The organism is Streptomyces sp. NPDC006551 (assembly GCF_040611675.1).
GTDB lineage: Bacteria > Actinomycetota > Actinomycetes > Streptomycetales > Streptomycetaceae > Streptomyces.
This window is the reverse complement of sequence record NZ_JBEXOT010000001.1, coordinates 24,547-41,830: the sequence shown is the minus strand read 5'-3', so window position 1 is coordinate 41,830 and position 17,284 is coordinate 24,547. Positions and strand designations below refer to the sequence as shown.

Here is a 17,284-nt window from a genome sequence, read left to right as displayed (position 1 = left end):
TGCACAGGAAAGTATTGGTCTGGACCAATAGAGCGCAAGGGGTTGGATGGATTGGTTGGCCATACTCGCGGTAAGGCTGTCCCTAAACGCAAGTCATCACTTCGAGTGAAACTTTGGCCCATGCTTGCGGGTGGACACCCAGGGTTGTCAGGCTGTAGCTGTCCGTCAACCTGAGGGGAGTGTCCAGTGACGTTCGGTGAGCAGCCCGCCTATCTCCGCGTGGCGAGCGATCTCCGGGAGAAGATCGCCAACGGCTCGCTGCCGCCGCACACCCGACTGCCCTCGCAGGCGCGCATCCGCGAGGAGTACGGCGTTTCGGACACCGTCGCCCTGGAGGCCCGCAAGGTCCTGATGGCCGAAGGTCTGGTCGAGGGCCGATCCGGCTCGGGGACGTATGTACGGGAGAGGCCGGTGCCGCGCCGGATCGCCCGCTCCGGGTACCGGCCGCCGTCCGGCGCCAGCCCCTTCCGGCAGGAGCAGGCCGCCGACGGCGCGCGCGGCACCTGGGAGTCCGACAGCGAACAGGAGCAGGCGAGCGCGGCCGTGGCGGCCCGGCTCGGCATCGAGCCGGGGGAGCGCGTGATGCGCACGCGGTACGTCTACCGGGACGCGGGTGAGCCGATGATGCTCTCCACCTCCTGGGAGCCGCTCGCGGTCACCGGCCGGACGCCCGTCATGCTTCCCGAGGAGGGGCCGTTGGGCGGCTGTGGGGTCGTCGAGCGGATGGCGGCGATCGACGTGGTCGTCGACAACGTGGTGGAGGAGGTCGGCGCCCGTCCGGGCCTCGCGGAGGAGCTGCTGGCGCTCGGCGGGGTGCCCGGCCATGTGGTGATGGTGGTCGAGCGGACGTACTACGCCTCGGGGCGGGCGGTGGAGACCGCCGATGTCGTCGTTCCGGCCGACCGCTACCGGATCGCGTACCACCTGCCCGTGCGGTGACCCGGCGGGCGGACGGTCGCGTCCGCGCCGAGTGATCCCACGTGAGGGCGTCTCAACTTCCCGCGTCCTCATCTTTTTCGCCTTCCTTTATCTTGCCGCCGCTCTCGCGCTGCGCACGTGCCGGCGAGTCGAGCTCCGGGGCATGACCTTCGGCCTCCCTCCGTCGGTTCCCGGCCGGATTCGTCTCTCTTTGTGAAAATCCATATCCGCTGTGTAAAGGTCAGGCGTAGGCTCGGGCATATGCGGATTGCGGTTTCCTGGAGATCCTTAGAGACGCCCGGACCGGCGGAGGGAGAAGCCCGATGACCGACAGTGGCCCTGTCCTTTCCTGGCTGGTCATACGCCAGGACGACAACGGCAACCGCTATCGCGTCGGACGGTACGCGACCGAGGACGAGGCCCAGAAGATCGCCGACAGCCTCGACGACCGTGGACACAAGCAGCTCTACTGGGTGGAGCGCATCGGACAGCCCGCCGTCTGAGCCCCGCGGGTTACGCTCCGGCCCATGACAGAGAGCAGCGCGGACCACGTGGTCGTGGTCGCCGGAGCCGTGTACGACCGGGGGCGCCTGCTGGCCGCGCGCCGCAGCGCCCCCGCCGAGCTCGCCGGCCGCTGGGAGCTGCCCGGCGGCAAGGTCGAGCCGGGGGAGAGCGCCGAGGACGCCCTCGTCCGTGAACTGCGCGAGGAACTCGGCGTCGAGACCGAGCCCGGCGAGCGCATCCCAGGCGAGTGGCCGCTGAAGCCCGGCTATGTGCTTCAGGTGTGGACCGCCCGCGTGCTCTCCGGCGAACCGCGCCCGCTGGAGGACCACGACGAGCTGCGCTGGCTGGCCCGCCACGAGCTGGCCTCCGTCGACTGGCTCGACCAGGACCGCCCCGCCGTCGCCGAGGCCGGGCTGCGGCTGCCGGCCGTCCCGGCGGACGGAGTGCGCGGCTGAGCTCTACGCCGTTCGTGCCACCGTGCGCCTACGGCACCCCTGCTCGCGATATCCCGCCCTGAATATCGGGTATGTGCTGATTAACCCCCCGAAATAGGACGTGGGCCTTCCTGCTGATGCTGGGCTGGGGAAGTGATCGGGCGTGATCGACACCGATGGCGACTGCGCCGAATGGAACTTTCCGGCGGAGGCGAATGCCGTGCGCACCGCCCGCCACGCGGTGCGCGACACGCTCCGGGCCTGGCGGCTCGACGCGGTGATCGGTGACGTCACGGTCCTGCTGGTGAGCGAGCTGGTGACCAATTCCCTTCGCTACGCCTCGGGCCCCATCGGCGTGCGGCTGGCCCTCCTCCACACCGACGGCGAGGACTCCGGCCAACCCCCGGCCCTCCTCGTGGAAGTCTCCGATCCGCTTCCGGATCCGCCCACCGAACGCTCCGCCGGACCTGATGACGAGGGCGGCCGCGGCCTCCAGCTCGTGGCCTGTTCCGCTCGCCGCTGGGGCACCCGCAAGGGCAGGACGGGCAAGACAGTGTGGTTCGAGCTGGCTCTGCCTGGTTAGAAGAGGGTTGGGACAACGATCAACGGGGGCTCGGCTCAAAATGAACGAGACCACCCTGTGATCGTGAACGTCGTGCCGTCGGGGGCCGTAGTGCTGAATACTGCGGGCATGGCCGGTCCGGTGCGGTGAGCTGGAGGGGACGGTCGCGTGAGCGAGATACCTGAGACGGCGAGCGGCGTCGTGTGGCAGAGCAGCCCGCCCGGCTCGATCTATGACTACATCAGGGTCGCCTCCTTCTCGATAGGGCCCGACGGGCTCGTCGACCAGTGGAGCCGGCGGGCCGTCGACCTCTTCGGCGTGCCCGCCGAGGAGGCGATGGGCAAGGATCCGGTCGAAGCCTTCATGCCCGCGGACCTGCGCGAACGTGGCCGCCGCCGGGTCGCGGAGATCCTCGACGGCAAGGAGTGGACGGGCCTCGTCCCCTTCCGTATACCGGGGCAGAACCGCCCCGAGGGAATCGCCGAGATGTACGTCATGCCCAGCGAGACCTCCGCCGGGGAACGGGCCGCGCTGTGCATCGTCGTCGATGTGCGCGCGCTGCGGCGCATCGAGACCGACCTCGCCGCCTCGCAGGCTATTTTCGGCCAATCGCCCTTCGGTTTTCTCCTGTTCGGCACCGACCTCACCGTCAAGCGCGCCAATCAGCGCTTCGCCACCGTCTTCGGCGGATCGGCCGACGATCACCGGGGCCGTACCGTCCACGACTACCTCTCGCACACCGAGGCCGAGCGGATGACCGCCGCCCTCCAGCGGGTGCTGGAGACCGGCGAGGCCGTCACCGAACTCCAGATCGTCGGCGCGGCCCCCGGCTCCACGGACCGACGCCACTGGTCCATCAACCTCTACCGCGTACACAGCGGCACGGGCCGGCCCATCGGGGTCGCCGGGCTCGGCATCGACGTGACCCGCCGGCACAACGCCGCCCGCGAGGCGGCCAACGCCCGCCGCAATCTGGCCCTGCTCAACGAGGCCGGGGCTCGCATCGGCAACTCCCTCGACCTGGAGGCCACCGCCCGCGAACTCCTCGACGTCGCCGTACCCGGCTTCTGCGACCTCGCCTCCGTGGACCTCTACCAAGGGCTGCTGACCGGCGACGAGGCTCCGCCCGGACGGTGGGGCAGCTCTCACGACGTCGGCTACGGAGCGGGCAGCGCCGAACTGCGCCGGGTCGCCGTCGCCAGCGCCGTCTCCGACACCCCGACCAGGACCCCGGACACCGCCCACGGCGACGGCTGTTGCGGAACCGACCCCGTCGAGGTCGGCTCCGTCCACCGCTACCCCTTCAACTCGCCCTGCGCCGGAGCCCTGCGCACCGGACGCATACGGACCATGCCGGGCGCGGACGGCGGCCTCGTCCGGTCCACCCTCGTGGTGCCGATGGTCGCCCACGACATCGTCGTCGGCCTCGTGCAGTTCTCCCGTACCAAGGGCAGCGAGCCCTTCGGGGAACGCGACCGGGCCCTCGCCGTCGAACTGGCCGCCCGCGCCGCGGTCTGCATCGACAACGCCCGTCTCTACCGGCGCGAACACGAACGCGCCCTCATCCTCCAGCGCAGCCTGCTCCCGCCCGGCGACCCCGAGGCCGCCGGCCTCGACATCGCCTGCCGCTATCTCCCCGGCACCACGGCCACCGAGGTCGGCGGCGACTGGTTCGACGTCATCGAACTCCCCGGCCACCGCACCGCCCTGGTCATCGGCGACGTCATGGGCCGCGGACTGCGGGCGGCCGTCGCCATGGGGGAACTGCGCACCGCCGTACGCACCCTGGCCCAGCTCGACCTCGAACCCGCCGAGGTCCTCTCCCATCTCGACGAGATCGCCCGCGGCCTCGGCGCCCCGGCCGGCGCCCAGCAGAGCGCCCGCGCCCACAAGGCCCGCGGACCCGAACTCTCCGAGGTCTACCTCGCCACCTGCGTCTACGCCGTCTACGACCCCGTCACCCGGCGCTGCACCTTCGCCAACGCCGGCCATCTGCCCCCGGTCCTCGTCGAACCCGGCGAGGCGGCGCTGCTGCTCGACGTGCCCCCGGGGATGCCGCTCGGCGTCGGTGGCGAGCCCTTCGAGGAGGTGGAGGTCGAACTGCCCGAGGGCTCCCTGCTCGCCCTCTACACCGACGGACTCGTCGAGTCCCGGGACCACCCCCTCGACGAGGGATTGAGCGCCTTCCGCAGCGCGCTCGCCGACCCCGCCCGGCCCCTCGAGGACGTGTGCGACCACGTCCTGACGACCCTGGACACCCAGCACGGGGAGGACGACATCGCCCTCCTCATGGCCCGTATCCAGGGGCTCCCCTCCGACGCGGTGGGCGACTGGCGGCTGCCGAGGGAACCCCGATCGGTCGGCCGGGCCCGCGAACTGGCCCGGGCCCAGCTCACCGCCTGGGATCTCGAACCCCTCGTCGACACCGTCGAGCTGCTCGTCAGCGAGCTGGTGACGAACGCCCTGCGGTACGGCGAAGGCGAGATCAGGCTGCGGCTGCTGCGCGACCGCACCCTGGTCTGCGAGGTCTGGGACGCCGGCCTGGTCCAGCCGAGGCGCCGCCGGGCCCGGGACACCGACGAGGGCGGCCGTGGACTGCAACTGGTCGGACTGCTCAGCGCCGCCTGGGGCTCGCGCCGCACTCCTCGGGGGAAGACGGTCTGGTTCGAACTTCCCCTCCCGGACGGCGACGGCGTCGCCGAGCCGACGGTGGAGCAACTCCTGAGCATGTTCTGACCGGCCCCCTACCCCTTGAGCGCCGCGAGCCGGGCCTCGATCTCCGCGCTGTCGCCGAGTGCGTCCAGCTGCTCGAACTGGGCGTCCAGTGAGGAGGCGGCCAACTCCTCTTTGCCCATCGCCCTGGCCTCCTCGCGGCGCACCTTGTCCTCGAAGCGGCTCAGCTCGCTCGTCGGGTCCATGACGTCGATGTTCTTCACCGCGTCCATCATCTGGTTCTGCGCCTGGGCGGACTTGGCCCGCGCCACCAGTTCGTCGCGCTTCGCCTTGAGCTCGCCGAGCTTGTTCTTCATCTGGTCCAGGCCGGCCTTGAGCTTCTCCACCACCTCGGTCTGGGAGGCGATCGTCGGCTCGGCCGTCCGCGCCTCCTTCTCCGACTGGAGCTGGCGGCCCAGCGCCACCTTCGCCAGGTTGTCGAACCTGTCCGCGTCCGCCGTCTGTCCGGCGGCCCGCAGCTCGTCCCCCTTCCTGCTCGCGGCCAGGGCCTTCTCGCCCCACTCCTTCGCCGCGTCCACGTCCTCCCGGTGGTCCTGCTCCATCAGCCGCAGATTGCCGATGGTCGTCGCCACGGCCTGCTCCGCCTCCGCGATGTTGCTGGTGTAGTCGCGGATCAGCTGGTCCAGCATCTTCTGCGGGTCCTCGGCCTGGTCCAGCAAGGCGTTGATGTTGGCCTTCGCCAGCTGGGCGACACGGCCGAGGATGGTCTGCTTGCTCATGTTCCTTCTCCTTGAACGCGAACGAGACGAACGAGACGAACGAGACGAGCGCGGTGAGCGCGATGAACGCGGTGAGGTCGACGGGGTCAGAAACGGCCGCCGCCGCCCAGCCGGCCGCGAGTCCCCCCGCCGCCGAAGCTGCCGGGACCGCCCCTTCCGCCCCCGCCGAAACTTCCACCGAAACCTCCGCCGAACCCCCCGCCATGGCGGCCGCCTCCTCTTCCGTCCCCGAACAGTCCGCCGAGGATGATGCCGCCGAGCACCGCACCGCCGAGCCCGCCGCCACCTCCCACCCCTGTTACACCGCCCAAGCCGTTCGGGTTCCCATACATACGGACGTCCTGCTCGGCGAGGTCCTGCGCCCGCTGGGCCAGCGCGTCCGCCTGCCGGGCCTCGGCCAGCGCGCCCTGCGGGTCCTCGGCGGCGGCCAGCGCCCGCGCCTCCTCCAGCCGGCGCTGGGCCTCGGCCAGGCGGGTACGGGCCTCACTCCCCACCGCCCCGCGGTGCGTCGTGACGTAGTCGGCGGCCGCTCCGATCGCCGAGCGAGCGGTCAGCATCGCCTGCTGCAGGAGCGCACGGGCGCGCCGCGTTCCCGATTCGCGCTCCCGCGCGCCCTCCAGCGCCTCGTCGAGCGCCGCGTCGGCCTCCTCGACCCGCCGCAGCGCGTCGATCGGGTCGTAGCGTCCCGCGTCCACCGTCCGCCGCACATCGGCGACCACGGTCTCGGCCCGGGCGATGCGGCCCTGCAGGTCGGCGGTGGAGACCGCTTCCGCCGTGCCCTCGAGCAGGCCGCGGGCGTCGGCGAGGTCGGCCTCGGTCTCGTTCAGCGCGGTCGGCAGTCTCCCCACCGCCTCGGCGAGCTCCCGTGCCCGCCGGTCCACCGCCTCGCCGAGCCGCGCCGCCTGGTCGACGGCGCCCTCCGCCGCCCTGATGTGCACGGCCGCGGCGCCGTTGTCGCCCGCGTCGATCGCCTGCCGGGCCTGGTCGAGGTTGGTCGTCGCGAAGACCAGCCGGTCCTTGGCCTGCTCGACGTCGCTCGCGACCGGGGAGGCGGCCGTCTCGGCGTACCGCTCGCGCATCGCGGTGAGCGTCGCCTCCGCCGTGGCGACCCGCCCGGTCTGTTCGCGGAACGCCGCCTCGGCCGTCTCCAGCGCTTCGGGGGCACGGCGCTCCAGGGCCCGCAACTCGTCGAAGGCCTCCGCCTCCCCGTCCAGTCGCGCGTTGGCCTCGCCGCACCGCCGGACGATCTCCTCCAGCATGGAGCGGCGTGTGGCGTCGTCCTCAGGGAACGCGTCGTCGAGCCGCTGCCGCAGCCGGAAAGCGGCCGTCAGCTCCTCCTTGGCGAAGGCCACGGCCTCGGTGAACGGCTCCACCGCCGCCTCGCCGAACTGGGCGGTGGCGAAGCCCAGTTCCTCCTGGCTCGTGCGTACGGCGTCGTCGGTGGCGACCAGCTCCTGCCGGGCTCGTCCGTCCAGCTCGTCCAGCGAAGGCTGCGCGGGCTCCTTCGGCGCGCCCCAGCCGGCCTGCCCGCCCTGCGGCGTCGTGCGGGTCTCCGTGCGCCGTCGGCGCTTGGTGTACGCGTAGGCCGCCACGGCCCCCGCCCCGCCGACGAGAACGAGCGGCAGCACCAGGTCCGTCGCCGAGCCGCCCTCGTCGCCCGCCCCGCCCGGATCGGCGGCGCCCGGCGTGATCGTGGGAGTGGGAACCGGCTGTCCGGCGAGTACGGCGTCGAGGCCGTTCGCCGCGCCGATCGCCGCCCCGGCCCAGTCGTTCTGGCGCAGCGCCGGCTCGATGGCGGTCTGCGCCACGTCGTCGAGCTGGGCCTGGGTGAAACGGGAGGCGGGATCGGCCGAATAGGCGTACTGCCGGTCGTGGGTGGCCACCGCGAGCAGGACGTCGTCGACCCCCAGACCGTTGCGGTCGGCGGTGGCGTCGGCCCAGCTCCCGGCCGAGCGGCCGGAGAAGTCGCGTACGTAGACGACGAAGAGCTGCACCCGTCTGTCGTCGTACAGCCGGTCCAGGGCCTGGATGACCGCTGCGCGGCGGTCGCCCAGCGCCCCGACCCTGTCGGTGATCTGACCCTCGCGGGACAGCACGACGGGGTCGTCGGCACGGGCGCCGTGAACGGCGGGCACGATCAGCCACCACGCCGCCACCAGCACCGCGAGAAGGGCTCGGGTGGCTATTCGCGTCACATGGGGAGGTTATGTCCCGATCTAGTCGCCCGCGACCGGGCGGAACCCGTATCCCCGGCCAGGGCGTCACTGTCAGTGGTCGCCTCTACGGTGATGATCACGACGACGGGAATCTCGGGGGCTCGGATGAACACACGCGTGCGCGGCTGGTGGCGGCGGGGACGCTGGATCGTCCTCGGCCTCGTGCTCCTTCTGCTGGTGCCGACGGCCGGCAGCGCGCTCGCGCTGCGGATGAACTACGCGGGCGATCTCCAGGAGGGCACCCTGACGCGCGGCAAGGACGCCATCTGGCTCGGCCACGCCTGGGTGGACGGACGGAAGAAGGACGCCGACCTCAAGGCGTTCGCCGCCCGGATCAAGGGGACCGGGATACGCGACCTGTACGTCCACGCCGGACCGCTCGAACACGACGGCACGCTCCCCGCCGCCCGCTACCCACGGGCGAAGTGGCTGATCGAGAGCGTGCACCGGACGATGCCGGGCATCCGGGTCCAGGCCTGGCTGGGCGACATCCTGGCCACCGAGGGCCCCGAAGGGCTGCGGTTGGAGAACGCGGCCTCCCGGGCGGCCGTGGTGGGCTCGACCCGCCAGATCCTCGACGCGGGCTTCGACGGAGTCCACTTCGACCTGGAACCCCTGCACTCGGACGACGAGCACTACCTCTCCCTCCTCGACGACCTGGGGAAGCTGACGAAGGCCCGCAAGGTGCCGCTGTCCGTCGCCGCCCACCAGATAGACCCGCTGCCGGCGGCGCACACCGTGGTCGGCGGGCTCACCGGCAGCGAGAAGTGGTGGTCGCAGGAGTTCTTCGGCCAGGTGGCCCGCCGCGTCGACCAGATCGCCGTCATGTCCTACGACACCTGGATGCCGCTGGAGGGCCTGTACGGCGGCTATGTCGCCCAGCAGACCAGCCTGGCCCTCGAAGTCACGCCGGAGGACACCGACCTGCTGATGGGTCTGCCCTTCTTCCACGAGGACGACCTCGGTCACCACGAGTCGGCGGAGACCGTCGAGGCCGCCATCCGCGGCACCCGCCTGGGCCTCGGGCGCACGGACCGGGATCGCGAACGGTTCGGCGTGGCGCTCTACGTCGACTTCGCCGCGGAGGAAGGCGACTGGACGGCCTACCGCGAGGGCTGGCACTGAGCTCCGGAAAGGGCGGTCGGGCGAAGGCGGAGCCACGAGAAAGGCGGAGCCACGAGGACAGGGGGTGAGTCAGGAGAAGTACGACTCCAGCGTGCCGCGGCGCCGGACGTCGAGCGTCGCGCAGTGGAAGGAGCCGCCGAACGGCGCGTAGTGCAGCAGGTCGCACGGGATCGGCTCGAAGCCCCATCCTTCGAGCGCGCGCAGCATCGCGGTGTGGTGCCGCTCCACGATCACCCGCTTCTCGTCGATCATCAGGATGTTCATGCTGAGCCACTTGCCGCACAGCGAGGTCATCTTGAGCAGGCGCTCGTCGAGCGGATCGGGCTCGGGCGCGACCAGCACGTCCCACGAGCTCAGGACGTCGGGCAGGCGGTCGACGTCGATGTACTCGGGGTTGACGAGCAGCTTGCCGGGCGCGAGCAGCAGGAACGTCGTGTCGATGTGCATGGGGGTGCGACAGCGGCTCTCGATCTCGTGGATGCGGTAGCCGGGTCCCAGATGGCGGCGCAGCCAGTCGATGCCCATGCGGTTGGTGACGTTGCTCCGCGTGACGAAGAGGTCCCGTCCCGCGCGCACGAAATCCGCCGCGTCGAAGACCGGCTCGAACTCGGTGAGGATGTAGCGCATGGGCTCGTCGGGCCCGGGGGTGCGGAAGTTCGCCTCGAAGAGTTCGTCGGTGAGCTGCGGTCTCGGCGCCGCCGTCCAGCGCGCACCGCGCCGGAAGTAGTCCTTGAGGAGCGTGCGATAGGAGTGGGTCTCGAAATACCGGCACGGCCAGGCCATCGGGGTCTCGATGATCTCGTCGCCGATCACGAGCATGCTGTCGCGCGGGCAGGTGTTGCAGAACCCTCGTGAGGACCAGTCGGGGGTGCTGAAGCGTTGCCTGTGGTCGACCGGGTCCGGGCGCGTGACCGTGACGCCGAGGGACCGCAGCAGCACGATGAACTGATCGAGCTCCTGCTGCGCCGGCTCGATCAGCCTGCGCGGATACCGGAAGCCTGCGGCGAGCCCCTGGAACCGCGCCGCCCACGGGGGGATGTTGCAGGCCACGACCGGATGATCGGAGGGGATCGTCGCGCCGTCGAGGCGCCCGACGATGACCTCCTCCAGCGGGTCCCACTCGTTGTGCGAACTGACCGGCGAAACGAGAGGTTCCGCGATGCTGTCCGTCGTGGCCGGCGCCGCCATCACGCGTACCGCCTTCCTCACAGAGTCCGTGACTTGCTGTACCGGCCACCTTACTCAAAGTGGCGCGATGCGGCCTGTCGTGGCTACGCCCCCCGCCTGCGGATCTTGTTGCCCAGCCACACCAACGGGTCGTACTTCCGGTCCACCGCCCGCTCCTTCAGCGGGATCAGCGCGTTGTCCGTGATCTTGATGCCTTCGGGGCACACCTCCGTACAGCACTTCGTGATGTTGCAGTAGCCGAGCCCGTGCTCCTCCTGCGCGGTCCGCTTGCGGTCGAGGCCCGTCTCCCGCGCAGCGTCCAGCGGGTGCATGTCCAGCTCCGCGACCCGCATCAGGAAGCGCGGGCCGGCGAAGGCGGCCTTGTTCTCCTCGTGATCGCGCACCACATGGCAGGTGTCCTGGCACAGGAAGCACTCGATGCACTTACGGAACTCCTGCGACCGCTCCACGTCCTCCTGGCGCATGCGGTACTCGCCCGGCGCGAGGCCCTCGGGCGGGGCGAAGGCCGGGACCTCACGCGCCTTCTCGTAGTTGAAGGACACGTCCGTCACCAGGTCCCGTACCACCGGGAAGGCCCGCAGCGGGGTCACCGTGATGACGTCGTCCGGGCCGAAGACCGACATCCGGGTCATGCACATCAGCCGCGGCCGGCCGTTGATCTCGGCCGAGCAGGAACCGCACTTGCCCGCCTTGCAGTTCCAGCGCACGGCGAGATCGGGGGCCTGTGTGGCCTGCAGACGGTGGATGATGTCGAGGACCACCTCGCCGTCGTTCACCTCCACCGTGAAGTCGGTCAGTTCCCCGCCGTCGGCGTCACCGCGCCACACCTTGAAAGCGGCCTGATAGCTGCTGCTCACTCGTACAGCTCCTCTTCGGCGAGGTACTTGACCAGCTCCTCTTTCTCGAAGAGCGCGAGCAGGTCGGGACGGATGGGTTCCGTACGTGTCCGTTCCAGGGCGATGCCGTCGCCCTCCGCGCGGCACAGCAGATTCACCGCGCGCCACTGCCGTTCCATCGACGGGCAGTCCTCCCGGGTGTGCCCGCCACGGCTCTCGGTCCGCTCCAGCGCCGCCCGGGCGACGCACTCGCTCACCAGCAGCATGTTGCGCAGATCCAGGGCCAGGTGCCAGCCCGGGTTGAACTGCCGGTGTCCCTCGACCCCGGCCCGCCGGGCCCGTTTGCTCAGCTCCGCGATCCGCTCCAGCGCCTCGGTCATCTCGCTCTCCCGCCGGATGATGCCGACGAGGTCGTTCATCGTCTGCTGGAGTTCCTGGTGGAGCGTGTACGGATTCTCCGCCGGCCCCTCCGAGGACGCGGCCGGCGCCTCGGCCGCACCGAACGGCGCCAGGGCCTCCGCGGCAGCCGCGTCGAGAGCGTCCTCGGGAACGGCGGGCCGGCCCGCCCCCGCCGCGTACTCGGCGGCGTGGAGCCCCGCCCGCCGCCCGAACACCAGCAGGTCCGAGAGCGAGTTGCCGCCCAGCCGGTTGGAGCCGTGCATGCCGCCCGCGACCTCACCGGCCGCGAACAGACCCGGCACGCCCACCGCGGCCGCCGTGTCCGACTCGACCGCGACACCGCCCATCACGTAGTGACAGGTCGGTCCGACCTCCATGGCCTCCGCCGTGATGTCCACGTCCGCCAGCTCCTTGAACTGGTGGTACATCGACGGAAGGCGCCGCTTGATCACCTCCGCCGGCATCCGTGTCGACACGTCCAGGAACACCCCGCCGTGCGGCGAGCCCCGTCCCGCCTTCACCTCGGAGTTGATGGCCCGCGCCACCTCGTCACGCGGCAGCAGCTCGGGCGGGCGCCGGTTGTTGTCCGGGTCCTCGTACCAGCGGTCGCCCTCCTCCTCCGTCTGCGCGTACTTGTCCTTGAAGACGTCGGGGACGTAGTCGAACATGAACCGCTTGCCCTCGGAGTTCCGCAGCACCCCGCCGTCGCCGCGCACCGACTCCGTGACCAGGATCCCCTTCACCGACGGCGGCCAGACCATCCCGGTCGGATGGAACTGCACGAACTCCATGTTCACCAGCGGCGCGCCCGCGAGCAGTGCCAGCGCGTGCCCGTCGCCCGTGTACTCCCAGGAGTTCGAGGTCACCTTGAAGGACTTGCCGATCCCGCCCGTGGCGAGCACCACCGCCGGCGCCTCCAGGACGAAGAAGCGCCCGGTCTCCCGCTCGTAGCAGAAGACCCCGCTCACCCGGCCCGCTTCGTCCTTCAGCACGCGCGTGACGGTGCACTCCTGGAAGACCTTCAGCCGGGACTCGTACTCCCCGGTCTCGCGGAAGTCCTCCTGCTGCAGGGCGACGGTCTTCTGCTGGAGCGTGCGGATCAGCTCCAGGCCCGTCCGGTCACCGACGTGCGCGAGCCGCGGGTACTCGTGTCCGCCGAAGTTGCGCTGGGAGATCCGGCCGTCGGGCGTACGGTCGAAGAGGGCGCCCCACGTCTCCAGCTCCCACACCCGGTCCGGCGCCTCGCGCGCGTGCAGCTCCGCCATCCGCCACTGGTTGAGGAACTTCCCGCCGCGCATGGTGTCGCGGAAGTGGATCTGCCAGGTGTCGTGCGGATTGGCGTTGGCCATGGAGGCGGCGATGCCGCCCTCCGCCATCACCGTGTGGGCCTTGCCGAAGAGCGACTTGCAGATCACGGCCGTACGGGCGCCCCGTTCGCGCGCCTCGATGGCGGCGCGCAGCCCGGCGCCGCCCGCGCCGACCACGACCACGTCCCACTGCTGCCGTTCGACTTGCGCCATGTCAGAAGATCCTCGGGTCGTCGAAGGTGCCGGTGGCGAGCAGGTACACGTACAGGTCGCAGAGCGCGACGCTGATCAACGAGGTCCAGGCGAGCAGCATGTGGCGGGCGTTCAGCTTCCCGACGAGACCCCACATGCGGTAGCGGACGGGGTGCCGGGAGAAGTGCCGCAGCCGGCCGCCGACGATGTGCCGGCAGGAGTGGCAGGAGAGGGTGTACGCCCAGATCAGCACGATGTTGACGAGGAAGATCACCGTCCCGAGCCCCGCGTGGCCCCAGGCGTAGGAGGCGTCCCGGAAGGCCAGCACCGTGTCGTAGGTGAGGATCGCGGCGACCGGGAGTGCGGCGTAGAAGAAGTACCGGTGGATGTTCTGCAGGATCAGCGGGAAGCGGGTCTCGCCGGTGTACTTCTTGTGCGGCTCGGCGACCGCGCAGGCCGGGGGCGAGGCCCAGAACCCGCGGTAGTACGCCTTGCGGTAGTAGTAGCAGGTCAGCCGGAAGCCGAGCGGGAAGATCAGGATCAGCAGGGCGGGGGAGAGGCCCCACCAACCGCCGAAGATTTCCCAGTTGGGTCCGTCCTTCATCGGGACGCAGTTCTCCGCCAGGCAGGGCGAGTAGAACGGCGAGACGTAAGGGGCGGCGTAGTAGTGGCTGTTGGCGAAGGCTCGCCACGTGGAGTAGACGACGAAGGCGAGCAGTCCGGCGGCGGTGGCGGCGGGCGCCAGCCACCAGCGGTCGGTCCGCAGGTGGCGGGGGGCGATGGCCGCACGCGAGGGGGCGTGCACTCCGGTGGAGGGCGACGCCCCCGTGTTCAGGGAGGGTGGTTCGGTACCTGTGGCCAACGGAGGTCTCCTAGGGCGCGTGCCGGTCGCGTGCTCCCAGGCCCTCGTCGTCCGAGTCCGTCCACAGCCCGCTGTCGTAGGGGGTGTCGGGGATCGTCACGAAGTCCGTCCGGTCGGTGGTCGGCGCCGGGGTGACGCCGTGTTCCGCGGCGATGCTGCGTTCGAGTTGTCCGACGGTACGGACCAGGTCTTCGAGGCAGCGTTTGACGGCCGCCAAATCGTCCTGAAGGGTCATGGATTGCCCTCACTTCCGCGATTGCGGGTGGCGAACACGCGCTGGGGTCCCCCCTGCTCGAGCGAAGCCGAGCTCGGGGGAGAGTGTCGCGCGTCACATCCCGCTTGTGAAGCCATCTGAAGCGATGTGCCGGGATTCCACTCGTCCGAGGCGGCCGACTCGCCCGGCGGTTGGGCCGCACGGGTGGCTTTCGCCCGCCGCGCCGCCGTGTCGCCGTCCTCGGGCCGACCGCGTCCCCTTCAGTGTATGAGCAATAGGTGTGATCATCTCTAAATGCCATAAAACTGGACGAAGGGGTACAAGTCATGGCCCAGGTCGGCGCCCCTCGCGGGAGGGCATGCTCCAGGAGCCCCCGCTCCCGCACCCTCCGCTCCGTCGCCACCCTCACGAGTGCGGTGCTGTCCGTCTCCGTGCTGGCCGGCTGCAGCTCCGGCGACGATGCCGACGACGCCCCGGTCGCCGCCCAGGACCACGCGCCCACCGTCCGCGACCAGGTCACCGACGGCGGCACCCTGAACTGGGCCGTGGACGCGATGCCCACCACGCTCAACGCCTTCCAGGCCGACGCCGACGGGGCCACCGCACGCATCGCCGGGGCCGCGCTCCCCTCTCTCTACACCCTCGACGCGCGCGGCCGGCCGCAGCGCAACGCCGACTATCTGGAGTCCGCGCAGATCATCGAGACGGAGCCGAAGCAGGTCGTCCTCTACAAGCTCAACCAGCAAGCGGTCTGGAGCGACGGCCGCGAGATCGGCGCGCCCGACTTCGTCGCCCAGTGGCGCGCGCTGAGCGGCCGGGACACGGCGTACTGGACCGCCCGCAACTCCGGATACGAGCGGATCGACAAGATCGAGCGCGGCAAGAACGACCTGGAGGTACGCGTCACCTTCGGCAAGCCGTACGCCGACTGGCAGTCCCTCTTCACCCCCCTCTACCCGAAGGAGGTGATGGGGTCCCCGAACAGCTTCAACGAGGGCGCGCGCACCACGCTGAAGTCGACCGCCGGCCCGTTCCAGCTGGGCCCGGTCGACCAGAAGGCCGGCACCGTCACGCTCGTCCGCAATCCTCGCTGGTGGGGCCGGCCCGCCAAGCTGGACAAGATCGTCCTGAAGGCCGTACCGCGCACGGAACGCGTGGCGGCGCTGGCCGCGGGCGGTCTCGACCTCGCCGAGATCGACCGGGCTGCCGCGGAGCGGATCGCGCTGGCGGTACGCGACGCCCGTTCCGGCCGGAGCGGCGGTCAGCCGCTGTCCCACGGGCCCGGCGCGGCGATCACACCGTCCGCGGCGCTGAAGTCCTGGGCGCTGGCGCACGGCTCCGACGCGGAGCGGGCGGAGGAGGTCCAGGCCGCCCGCGAGAAGAACCAGCGGGAGATCGAGCGGTACGCGACCGAGCAGGGGGCGCTGAGCGCCTTCGTGGTGCGCAAGTCCCTGGAACCCGCCTACACCCAGCTGTCGCTGAACGGGGAGTCGGGGCCGCTCGGCGACGAGCGCGTGCGGCGGGCGGTGGCCCGGGCGATCGACCGCCAGGAACTGGCCGAGCTCGTCCTGAAGCCGCTCGGGCTGCCCGCGAAGCCGCCGGGCAGCCACCTCGCCCTGGCCGGGCAGGCGGCGTACGCGGACAACAGTGACGCGCTCGGCGGCCAGGACACCGAGGAGGCACGGGCGCTCCTCGCGGACGCGGGCTGGGTGCCGGGCGGCGCGAACAAGAAGCCGGCCGGGGCGAAGGCCGGCGGCGAGGCGGGGGCGGGCGCGCAGAAGGATACGGAGAAGGCCCCGGCGAAGACGGACGGCGAGAACAAGCCGGAAGGCCAGAAGCAAGGGGAGGAGAAGCGGCCCGAGGCGAAGAAGCCCGAGGCCGACGTCGCCTCCGACGACGGCCTGTACATCGTCGGCGACGACAAGCCCGGCGGTACGGCGCCGGCCCCCGCGGACGGCAAGGCGGCCGAGCCCGCCTTCGGCGCCGCGGGCCCGGAGAACGGCACCGACATCCTCGCTCCCGCCCCGGGCGCGGCCCTCCAGAACGTGGCTCTGCTCCGCCAGGCCGCCGCGCTCGGCGCCACCCGCGACTCCGGCTCCGGCTTCGGCTCCGACGCCCGCACCACGACCGAGGCCAGGGCCCAGCAGGCGGACGACAGGGCCGACAAGGGCGTCGCCGGCGCCTACGCCCCGCGCGGCACCGCCGCCCCCGCCGCGCCGGGGGCGGCCACCCAGCCCCTGGGCAAGGACGGAAAGGCGCTCAGCCTCCGCTTCGTCCTTCCCTCGGGACCGGGCTCGGAGACCCTCCGGGCGGTCGGCGACAAGATCGTCCAGATGCTCGACGCGGTGGGCATCCGCACCACGGTCACCAAGGTCTCCGACGACAGCTTCTTCAAGGACCACATCGCGTCCGGCGAGTACGACCTGGCCCTCTACTCCTGGCCGGCGTCGGCGTTCCCCGCCACGGACGCCCGGCCGATCTTCGCCAAGCCCGAGCCCGCCTCGGACGGCTCCCTCCTGGTCGAGCAGAACTACGCCAGGGTCGGCACCGACCGTATCGACCAGTTGTTCGACCAGGCGGTGGCCACGCTGAACGAGGAGGAGGCCCGCGAGCTGGTCCGCCAGGCCGACGCCCGGATCTGGGCCGCTGCCGGATCGATTCCTCTCTATCAGCGTCCCCAGCTCGTCGCGGCCAGGAAGAACGTGGTGAACGCGGGCGCCTGGGGCTTCGCCGCCCCGCTCTACCAGGACATCGGGTTCAAGAAGGCCGAAACCGCCAAGGGAGCCGAGCGAAACACGAAGAACTAGCCAAAAGAGCAGGTCACAACCTCAGAACCCGCTCAAGTGCCTTGCCCGCCGGTATCCCCGGCGGGCAGGATCGCGTCCGGCCCCTTGACCCGGCCGGCTCGTATCCGCACCCCCAGTGCACGGCACCACCGAGACAGCCCGGAACCTCCCGGAAGATCCACTCGAATACGGTCGGGGAAGCCCCTTGCGCGGCGGCCCCGTACCATGGGACGTAGCCGTGGCGCGTCCGCCCGGCGGGCGTAAGAGGAACTGACGCCGCATCCCACGA

Annotated in this window: 14 protein-coding genes; 7 read left to right on the top strand and 7 right to left on the bottom strand. The window is 71.0% G+C overall.

Annotated features, from left to right (window positions below; translation table 11 throughout):
- Positions 1 to 186 precede the first annotated feature (186 nt).
- The 5 genes from ABZY12_RS00175 to ABZY12_RS00155 all read left to right on the top strand — a co-directional run bounded on the left by ABZY12_RS00175 (position 187) and on the right by ABZY12_RS00155 (position 5,154).
- Complete coding sequence (locus ABZY12_RS00175; protein ID WP_356885437.1) at positions 187 to 939, top strand: GntR family transcriptional regulator; 753 nt, start codon at positions 187 to 189, stop codon at positions 937 to 939.
- A gap of 302 nt (positions 940 to 1,241) precedes the next feature.
- Entirely contained in the window at positions 1,242 to 1,421 is a 180-nt protein-coding gene (locus tag ABZY12_RS00170) for an SPOR domain-containing protein (protein WP_356885435.1), read from the top strand.
- Between the two features lie 24 nt (positions 1,422 to 1,445).
- Positions 1,446 to 1,877 (top strand): (deoxy)nucleoside triphosphate pyrophosphohydrolase, encoded by a 432-nt coding sequence (locus tag ABZY12_RS00165; protein ID WP_356885433.1) that lies wholly within the window; start codon positions 1,446 to 1,448, stop codon positions 1,875 to 1,877.
- 142 nt (positions 1,878 to 2,019) lie between these two features.
- Positions 2,020 to 2,439, top strand: a complete 420-nt coding sequence (locus ABZY12_RS00160; RefSeq protein ID WP_356885431.1) for an ATP-binding protein — start codon at positions 2,020 to 2,022, stop codon at positions 2,437 to 2,439.
- A gap of 147 nt (positions 2,440 to 2,586) precedes the next feature.
- The gene (locus ABZY12_RS00155) at positions 2,587 to 5,154 is read left to right on the top strand and encodes a SpoIIE family protein phosphatase (protein ID WP_356885429.1); all 2,568 of its coding nucleotides are present in this window, start codon (positions 2,587 to 2,589) and stop codon (positions 5,152 to 5,154) included.
- An 8-nt stretch (positions 5,155 to 5,162) separates the two neighbouring features.
- On the opposite strand, the gene ABZY12_RS00150 is transcribed toward ABZY12_RS00155, so the two are convergent.
- Positions 5,163 to 5,870 (bottom strand): PspA/IM30 family protein, encoded by a 708-nt coding sequence (locus ABZY12_RS00150; RefSeq protein WP_356885427.1) that lies wholly within the window; start codon positions 5,868 to 5,870, stop codon positions 5,163 to 5,165.
- Positions 5,871 to 5,956: 86 nt separating this feature from the next.
- Complete coding sequence (locus tag ABZY12_RS00145; protein ID WP_356885425.1) at positions 5,957 to 8,065, bottom strand: TPM domain-containing protein; 2,109 nt, start codon at positions 8,063 to 8,065, stop codon at positions 5,957 to 5,959.
- Positions 8,066 to 8,191: 126 nt separating this feature from the next.
- On the opposite strand from ABZY12_RS00145, the gene ABZY12_RS00140 reads away from it, so the two are divergent.
- Entirely contained in the window at positions 8,192 to 9,211 is a 1,020-nt protein-coding gene (locus tag ABZY12_RS00140) for a hypothetical protein (protein ID WP_356885423.1), read from the top strand.
- Positions 9,212 to 9,280: 69 nt separating this feature from the next.
- On the opposite strand, the gene ABZY12_RS00135 is transcribed toward ABZY12_RS00140, so the two are convergent.
- The 5 genes from ABZY12_RS00135 to ABZY12_RS00115 form a co-directional block, all read right to left on the bottom strand.
- The gene (locus tag ABZY12_RS00135; protein ID WP_356886244.1) at positions 9,281 to 10,399 is read right to left on the bottom strand and encodes an amidinotransferase; all 1,119 of its coding nucleotides are present in this window, start codon (positions 10,397 to 10,399) and stop codon (positions 9,281 to 9,283) included.
- 83 nt (positions 10,400 to 10,482) lie between these two features.
- Positions 10,483 to 11,256: a succinate dehydrogenase/fumarate reductase iron-sulfur subunit gene (locus ABZY12_RS00130; protein WP_356885421.1), complete on the bottom strand. Its 774-nt coding sequence runs from the start codon at positions 11,254 to 11,256 to the stop codon at positions 10,483 to 10,485.
- Positions 11,253 to 13,154: a fumarate reductase/succinate dehydrogenase flavoprotein subunit gene (locus ABZY12_RS00125; RefSeq protein ID WP_356885419.1), complete on the bottom strand. Its 1,902-nt coding sequence runs from the start codon at positions 13,152 to 13,154 to the stop codon at positions 11,253 to 11,255. Before ABZY12_RS00125 ends, ABZY12_RS00130 begins: the two co-directional genes overlap by 4 nt.
- A gap of 1 nt (position 13,155) precedes the next feature.
- A complete protein-coding gene (locus ABZY12_RS00120) occupies positions 13,156 to 13,995 on the bottom strand; it encodes a hypothetical protein (protein ID WP_356885417.1) in 840 nt (279 codons plus the stop codon).
- A 10-nt stretch (positions 13,996 to 14,005) separates the two neighbouring features.
- Positions 14,006 to 14,230 (bottom strand): hypothetical protein, encoded by a 225-nt coding sequence (locus ABZY12_RS00115; protein WP_356885415.1) that lies wholly within the window; start codon positions 14,228 to 14,230, stop codon positions 14,006 to 14,008.
- A gap of 305 nt (positions 14,231 to 14,535) precedes the next feature.
- Here ABZY12_RS00115 and ABZY12_RS00110 point away from each other — a divergent pair, with 305 nt between their 5' ends.
- Entirely contained in the window at positions 14,536 to 17,016 is a 2,481-nt protein-coding gene (locus tag ABZY12_RS00110) for an ABC transporter family substrate-binding protein (RefSeq protein ID WP_356885413.1), read from the top strand.
- Positions 17,017 to 17,284 lie beyond the last annotated feature (268 nt).

What these genes read in the sequence shown, in the direction of transcription:
- ABZY12_RS00165 (WP_356885433.1), top strand. Translation starts at nt 1,446, where the DNA reads ATGACAGAGAGCAGCGCGGACCACGTGGTCGTGGTCGCCGGAGCCGTG.
- ABZY12_RS00170 (WP_356885435.1), top strand. Translation starts at nt 1,242, where the DNA reads ATGACCGACAGTGGCCCTGTCCTTTCCTGGCTGGTCATACGCCAGGAC.
- ABZY12_RS00135 (WP_356886244.1), bottom strand. Translation starts at nt 10,399, where the DNA reads ATGGCGGCGCCGGCCACGACGGACAGCATCGCGGAACCTCTCGTTTCG.
- ABZY12_RS00110 (WP_356885413.1), top strand. Translation starts at nt 14,536, where the DNA reads ATGGCCCAGGTCGGCGCCCCTCGCGGGAGGGCATGCTCCAGGAGCCCC.
- ABZY12_RS00125 (WP_356885419.1), bottom strand. Translation starts at nt 13,154, where the DNA reads ATGGCGCAAGTCGAACGGCAGCAGTGGGACGTGGTCGTGGTCGGCGCG.
- ABZY12_RS00115 (WP_356885415.1), bottom strand. Translation starts at nt 14,230, where the DNA reads ATGACCCTTCAGGACGATTTGGCGGCCGTCAAACGCTGCCTCGAAGAC.
- ABZY12_RS00150 (WP_356885427.1), bottom strand. Translation starts at nt 5,870, where the DNA reads ATGAGCAAGCAGACCATCCTCGGCCGTGTCGCCCAGCTGGCGAAGGCC.
- ABZY12_RS00140 (WP_356885423.1), top strand. Translation starts at nt 8,192, where the DNA reads ATGAACACACGCGTGCGCGGCTGGTGGCGGCGGGGACGCTGGATCGTC.